This window comes from Streptomyces sp. NPDC007095, assembly GCF_040634475.1.
In the GTDB taxonomy this organism is placed as follows: domain Bacteria; phylum Actinomycetota; class Actinomycetes; order Streptomycetales; family Streptomycetaceae; genus Streptomyces.
On sequence record NZ_JBEYFS010000063.1, the window covers coordinates 47,632 to 54,576 of the forward strand.

General features: G+C 69.4%; 7 protein-coding genes and 1 pseudogene. 7 read left to right on the forward strand and 1 reads right to left on the reverse strand.

Annotation, left to right across the window (positions count from 1 at the left end; genetic code table 11):
• The first annotated feature begins 2 nt into the window (after positions 1-2).
• The 7 genes from ABZ656_RS22460 (at position 3) to ABZ656_RS22490 (ending at position 6,471) form a co-directional block, all read left to right on the forward strand.
• Positions 3-764 (forward strand): alpha/beta fold hydrolase, encoded by a 762-nt coding sequence (locus ABZ656_RS22460; protein ID WP_360270040.1) that lies wholly within the window; start codon positions 3-5, stop codon positions 762-764.
• A 23-nt stretch (positions 765-787) separates the two neighbouring features.
• Positions 788-1,732, forward strand: coding sequence for a ParB N-terminal domain-containing protein (locus ABZ656_RS22465; RefSeq protein WP_360270042.1), 945 nt, complete (start codon positions 788-790; stop codon positions 1,730-1,732).
• 158 nt (positions 1,733-1,890) lie between these two features.
• On the forward strand, positions 1,891-3,459 hold the full coding sequence (locus ABZ656_RS22470; protein WP_360270044.1) for an amino acid adenylation domain-containing protein: 1,569 nt from the start codon (positions 1,891-1,893) through the stop codon (positions 3,457-3,459).
• Positions 3,460-3,486: 27 nt separating this feature from the next.
• Positions 3,487-3,747, forward strand: a complete 261-nt coding sequence (locus ABZ656_RS22475) for a phosphopantetheine-binding protein (protein ID WP_218978411.1) — start codon at positions 3,487-3,489, stop codon at positions 3,745-3,747.
• A gap of 17 nt (positions 3,748-3,764) precedes the next feature.
• Complete coding sequence (locus tag ABZ656_RS22480; protein WP_101407760.1) at positions 3,765-4,712, forward strand: chlorinating enzyme; 948 nt, start codon at positions 3,765-3,767, stop codon at positions 4,710-4,712.
• Positions 4,713-4,739: 27 nt separating this feature from the next.
• Positions 4,740-5,951, forward strand: a complete 1,212-nt coding sequence (locus tag ABZ656_RS22485) for an alpha/beta hydrolase (RefSeq protein WP_360270047.1) — start codon at positions 4,740-4,742, stop codon at positions 5,949-5,951.
• Positions 5,952-6,312: 361 nt separating this feature from the next.
• Positions 6,313-6,471, forward strand: coding sequence for a hypothetical protein (locus ABZ656_RS22490; RefSeq protein WP_180362719.1), 159 nt, complete (start codon positions 6,313-6,315; stop codon positions 6,469-6,471).
• Positions 6,472-6,556: 85 nt separating this feature from the next.
• Here the strand turns inward: ABZ656_RS22490 and merB are convergent.
• Positions 6,557-6,945: pseudogene (gene merB, locus ABZ656_RS22495) on the reverse strand (organomercurial lyase); the annotation flags it as partial.

Below are 6,945 nucleotides of genomic sequence, written 5' to 3' on the forward strand. Positions count from 1 at the left end.
TCGTGCACACCAGGAAAGCGACGCAGGCCGAGCTCTGGCTGCGCCCGTGCGGCGAGGTCGTGCCGCGCCCCCGCCGACGGCTCGTGTGCTTGCCCCACGCCGGTGGCACCGCGAACACCTACAACTCATGGCCCGGGCTCCTGCCGCCGGACACCGGTGTGTACGCGGCGCAGTACCCCGGACGGCAGGACCGCTTCGGCGAGCCTCCTGTGGGCGGCATCGAGGACATGGCCGAGGAGATCGCGTCGGCGGTCGAGCCGTTCACCGGCGAGCCGCTGGTGCTCTTCGGGCACAGCATGGGAGCCTACGTCGCCTATGAGGTGGCCGTCGCACTGGAACGCCGGCTCGGCCCGGTCGTGGACCACCTCGTCGTCTCCGGGGTCATCGCGCCGCACCGTAAGCAGCCGGGCGAACTGCACACGCTCCCCGACGCCGAGTTCGCCGCCGAGGTAGCCCGCGACAACGAGTCGTTCGCGGCCCTGCTGGCCAACCCGGACCTGGTCGAGGTGTTGCTGCCGATGATCCGCGACGACTACCGGCTCTTCGAGATCTACCAGCCGGGCGCCCCCACCGCGGTGCGCGCCCCGGTGCTGGCGACGGGCGGCGTCGAGGACCCGGACGTCGACCACGCCGGGCTCACCTCGTGGGGCGACCTGGCCACCGGCGGGTTCGAGGTCCGGAGCTTCCCCGGCGGGCACTTCTATTTGGTCCAGGACGAGGCGGCGCTGGTCGCCGTGGTCACCGAGCGGCTGCCGTCCCCGTGACGGCTGATGCGCGGGACGGGTGCATGCGCGAGGGCCAGGATCCGGGACCGTGCGCGGCTCCCGACGACGAGGTCGTACACCTCCCGGTCGCCGAGCTCGTGATCGAGGGTTCCCCGCGCGCATCGGGCGAAGACCAGGAGCACGTACGGTCGTTGGCCGCCGTTGAGCAGCAGCTGCCACCGATCATCGTGCACCGCGCGACCATGAGAGTGATCGACGGCGCGCACCGCGTGCGTGCCGCGAGGTTGAGCGAGAAAAAGCACATCAGGGCATGCTATTTCGACGGAAGCGCGGAGGACGCCTTCGTGCTGGCCGTTCAGGCGAATGTCCGGCATGGGCTTCCGCTGTCGCTGAAGGACCGGATATCGGCCGCCGAACGCATTCTCGTCACACACCCACAATGGTCGGACCGGATGATTTCCACCGCCGCCGGAATTTCGGCGCGAACCGCAGCCGAAATACGTCGCAGAAGCGCGGAACCCGAACCGTCCGGAGTCCGCATCGGGCAGGACGGCCGGGCTCGGCCGGTCGACGCCGCACGGCGGCGCAGCCTAGCGACAGCGCTGCTGACCGAGAACCCGGACCTGTCCCTGAGACAGGTGGCCCAGGTCGTGGGGGTATCGCCGGAGACAGTGCGCGCGGTCCGTAACCGGCTGCTCTACGGACGCCGCCCGCCGCCCGTGCGCTCCCCGAAACGCCAACGTCAAGAGGTGGGTTGGGCGCCAGAGGAGCAGGATGCCGCCGTGCGGCGGCTGGCGTCGGACCCCGCGGTCCGGCAGACCGACGCCGGCCGGGTGCTGCTGCGCGTCCTACGCACACAGGCGATGACGGCCGAGGAATGGCAGAAGATCGTCGACAACGTGCCCTTGCACTGTGCTCCGTTGGTTGAGCAGGCGGCACGGGAATCCGCACGGATGTGGGCCGAAGTCGCCGCGCGTGTGGCGCGGAATTCCTCCCTGGCCGAGTAATCCTGCCGTCCAAATGCGGAACTGCGGCGGTTGGACACCGTCATCGGCCTTCTGCATCCCGCTTGCCCGTCGCTAACATCTGCTTATTCCGTGATTCCCGCACCCCTCGAAGTTGGTCGTCCATTCGTCACACTCATGCCATACGAACGGACTGCGTGATGCTGGTGGAATGTCTCCACACCCTGTTCTCCGAACGTGCCCAAGAGGCACCCGACCGTACAGCCCTCTCCACCCCGGAAGGGCCGGTGTCCTACGGCGAACTCGCCGCGCGGAGCGACCGGTTGGCGGGGCGGCTCGCCGGGCTCGGCGTGCGGCCGGGCGTCCTCGTCGGGCTGTGCGAGCGCCGGGGCACGGCAGCCATCGTCGCCATGCTGGGCATCCTCAAGGCCGGCGGCGCGTACGTGCCGATCGACCCGGGATACCCGGTGGCCCGGATCGACTACCTGCTCACCGACAGCGGGGTGCCGATCGTGGTGGCTGCGGGGGACACCGCGGAAGTGCTGCGCGGACGCCACCCCGCCATCGTGTGGGTCGACGGGACCGAAGCCTCCACTAACCCAGTGACGCCGGTGTCTGTGCCGGAGGGGGAGCGGCCGCAGCCGTCGGGGAACGACCTGGCGTACGTCATCTACACCTCCGGTTCCACCGGGGCGCCGAAGGGCGTGGCCGTCGAACACCGCAACGTCGTGCGGCTCTTCGAGCAGACCCGCCCCTGGTTCCGCTTCGACCACCGCGATACCTGGTCGCTGTTCCACTCCATCAGCTTCGACTTCTCGGTCTGGGAGATCTGGGGCGCCCTGCTGCACGGTGGGCGGCTGGTACTCCTGCCGGAGACCGTCTCCCGCTCGCCCGAACACCTGGTCTCGCTGCTGCGCGCGGAGCGGGTGACCGTACTGAACCAAACCCCCTCAGCCTTCCACCAGTTGCTCAGCGTGCTCTTCTCCCGCCGAGACGGCGCGCCCGGCACGGAGCGTCTCACCCTCCGGCTGATCATCTTCGGCGGCGAGCGGCTGGACCCGCGGATACTCGGCCTCTGGCTCAGCCGCCACGGCGACCGCACGCCCGAACTGGTGAACATGTACGGCATCACCGAGACCACCGTGCACTGCACGTATCGTCGGATCACCGCAGCGGACGTCACCCATGGCGAGGGGACGAGCCCGATCGGTGTGCCGCTGCCCGACCTGCGCGTGTACGTGCTCGACGAGCACGGCAAACCCCTGCCGGACGGCGAGCCGGGAGAGATGTACGTCGCCGGAGCCGGGCTCGCCCGCGGCTATCTGAACCGGCCCGAACTCACCGCGGAACGGTTCGTGCCCGCGATGGCCGGGGTGGAGGAGGACCGCCTCTATCGCACGGGCGACCGCGCCGTGCGGTTGGTCGGCGACCTGTTCTACCTCGGCCGGATGGACGACCAGTTGAAGATCCGGGGTTACCGGATCGAACCCGGCGAGATCGAGGAATGCCTCGCCCGTCTGTCGGACGTGGCGCGGGCCGTCGCCGCGCCTCGCGACTTCGGGGACGGCGACGTGCGCCTGGTCGCCTATCTGCTGCCCGTGCGCCCGGTCGACCCGGTCGGGCCGGAGGCGTCTCGGCTGGTCGCCGCGGCGGAACAGCACGCAAGGAACGAGCTGCCCCGACATCTGAGGCCGTCCCGCTACGAGGTCGTCCCGGAGTTCCCCATGACCCTGCAAGGAAAGGTGAACCGCAATGCGCTTGGCAAATGAACCCATTGGTGGAAAGGAGCCGACGTCATGACCGTGTCGCCCGATGCGCCCGCGACGGGAATCCGCAGGTCGGTGGAGGACGCCGTCCACGCGGTGCTGGAAAGGGACGCCGTGGATCCCGCCGTCGATCTGTTCGACCAGGGGGTCACCTCGCTGGCGTTCATCCGAATCGTCGCCCAGCTCAACGAGAAGTACGACATCACGCTCGATGTCGCGGAACTAGAGGAAGCCAGCATCGACGCGCTGTCCGCGCTCGTCGACACCCAGACCGCTGCCAAAGACCGCTGACGCAGGAGGACTTCACGATGACGAATGTGGTTCAGCAGACCTTCACGCCGACCCCGGAAGAGGTCGCCCAGTTCCACGAACGCGGCTACCTGGGCCCGTTCAAGGTCTACGAAGAGGACGAGATGCGGAGGCTGTGGCGGCGCGAGCGGTTGCGGCTGATGGACCGCAGCGGCGCCGTCTACGACGAGGGCGACGCACAGGCCGGCAACACCAACATCGCGAACTACGACCGGCACCTCGACTCCGCCTTCCTGGCCGACCACATATGCCGACCGGAGATCGTCGACCGGGTGGCAGGGGTGCTCGGGCCGAATGTGCTGTGCTGGCGTTCGGAGTTCTTCCCAAAGTACCCGGGTGATGAGGGCACCGACTGGCACCAGGCGGACACCTTCGCCTTTGCCTCGGGCAAGCCGCAGATCGTGTGGCCGAAGTCGGAGAAGGACTTCGGCGGCACCATCACCGTGTGGACGGCGTTCACCGAGGCCACCGAGGAGACCGGCTGCCTGCAGTTCATCCCTGGTACCCAGAGCACCATGTACTACGACGAGTCCAAGGAGATGCACTATCAGCCGGGCAAGATCAACCAGCAAGACAAGGAAGGCATAGCCCGGGGCTTCTACGGCTACGACTACCGCCAGTTGCAGAAGGACCCAAACTGGCGCCCCCCGCAGGAGCGGGCGGTCTCCATGGTGATGCGCCCCGGCGAGGCGGTCATGTTCTGGTCCACGATGATGCACGCCTCCAAGCCGCACTCCGCGCCCGACAAGGAGATGCGGCTCGGCTTCGCCGGCCGGTACGTGCCGACGTCGGTGGAGGTGTACCCGGACACCGACGAAGTCGACGAGTACGGCGGTCGGGTGAGCCTGAGCGAGTACGGCACGGTCCTGGTCTCCGGCACCGACACGTACTCCCACAACCGGCGGGTCACCCAGACGACCAAGGGGCATGCGTTCCCCAAGCGGTGACGCCCGTCCGCCTGAGGAGGCGATCGCATGCTGGGAGCGGAAACGAGGACGGCGGTGGCCCGCCTGGCCGCGGCCGTGCTGTCGGTGAAACCGCTCGCCGAGGGGATCGCCGCGCCGGTGCGCGTGGTTCCAGTCGCCCGCAGCGCAGGCGCCTCTTCCGGCGACCTGGCCCCTGGCCAGCGGCGCGCCCTACGGGCGCTGCTGACCAGGGTCGCCCGCCGGGCCGGAGTCCCCGGACTGGTCCTCTCCGGCGAGGATGAGTTCCACGACCTGCAGGTGTTCGAACGGGTGGTGAGCGAACGCCTGGCGCTCGCCGACGTGTTGGACTCCGTGGGAGTGGTGCCGGTGGACCGGCTCGCCGAGGTGGACAAGGTGGTCGCCGACGTCCTGGCGGACACCTTCGAGGCGTACGCCCCCAGACAGACCGTCATCGCGTCGGACGGCACGCCGCTGAATGTGTACGCGGCGGGCGAGGGCGAGGAGACGGTGGTCCTCGTTCCCGCCTGCGGCATGCCGGCCACTCTCGCGGAAAACTGGATACGGTTCTTCGCGAGGGGCCGTCGGGTGCTCACTTGGGAGAGCCGAGGGCTGTTCGGCATCGCTGGGGACGACGATGAGTACCCGACGGACATCCGCGCTCAGGCGGCCGACCTGTTCGCCGTGATGGACCACCATGGCGTGGAGGACGCCCACGTGATCGGGCTGTGCGGGGGCGCGGCGATCGCACTGGTCGCCGCGACCGAGCGGCCATCGAGAATGCGCTCGCTCAGCCTGTGGCACGGCGCCTACGGGTTCGGCGAGGACTACCCGAAGACGCCGCACCAGCAGGGACTGATCGAGCTCATGAGCGCGGCGGCGCGCAGCAGGACCGCCGCGCAGGCCGTGCACGCCGCGTTCTGCCAGGCGATCCTCACCAGTACACCCGCTGACGTGGCGCATCTCGTGCTGTACCCCTACGCCAGTGCCGAACTGCTGTATCGGTACTGCCGGCTCAACCTCGAAATCACCGGCGCCGATGTGGAGCCCTATCTGGCGAAGGTAGAACCACGCACCCTCGTGGTCACGAGCCACGACGACGACATCGCCCACCCCGAGGGGTCGAAGCGAGTGGCCGACGGCTTGCCCCACGGACAGCTCAGAGTGGAGCCGCACGGCGACCACATCTCGCTGTTCACCGCGGACGATTCGCTGCTGCGCGTGGCGGAGGACTTCATGCGCGGCGAGCCTCCGCACGCATGACGGGAGGGCTTACAACTTGGCGGCGTGATGGTGTGCAGCACGTACGGATATGGGCCGCGGGATCCTGGCCGAGCAGTGCCTTCCACTGCGCCGTCGGTCGGCCAGGACCTCCAGGTGCGCGCTGTCCTCAGGGCCCCTCACCGTCGGCTGCCCGCTCTCCGACGGCCACTCCTGATGCCACCGTCGTCCGCGCTGGCGGGCGACGGCCATCGGCCAGCAATCGGGAGCAGTCATGACGTGGAGTATCTCGGGCAACCACCTTGCTGGTCGCTCATGCGCAATGGTCTGCGGGTGCACGGTTGACGCTAAGCTGCAGGACCCTCAAGGACGTGAGGACGGCCGGGCCGCACGGCCGCCGGACATGACCGTCGCCGTCCCCGCGGCCGCCTGGCCCTGCTTCACCATGGAGCCGACGGCATCCCGCGCGGCCGCTCTCGGCTTCGTTCTGACCGGCCCCGCCCGCGCCCGCTTCCTGCGCCTGCTGCGCGCGTTCCCCCGTACGGTCGGGCAGGACACCTGATCCCGGTAAAGGCCCCGGTCCATGAGCCGCTCGGGCAGGGGCGGCAGGCTGCTGTCACCGCCCGCCCTCACCACTCCGGCCGTGTTCAGCAGCAGCTGGTCTCGGCGGTGCCGGAGTGGATCTGCTCGATGAGGGGGCGTTCGACGCCGTAGGCGTCGGCGACGGGCAGGACGCCGGGATGCTGGTCCAGCCAGCCAGCCAGCCAGCCAGCCCTTGGCCGCGTCCGCGTCCGCGCCCGCGCCGACGCCAGCGAAGAAGTGGAATTGGTTGCAGAAGGACGCACGGACCGTGGTCGGCGTGTCGGGGGTGACGATGGAGACCACGGCGGTGGCCGGCTCCACGTTCGTGGGTCCGTCGGGCGTCGCGGTGAGGCGGACCGGGTCCCCGGTGGCCCGGCATGGGGAGGTGACCTGGGCGGTGTGGCCGAGGACGGCGGGGAACCCCGGCCGGGGTCGCCTTGCGCCAGACCAGATG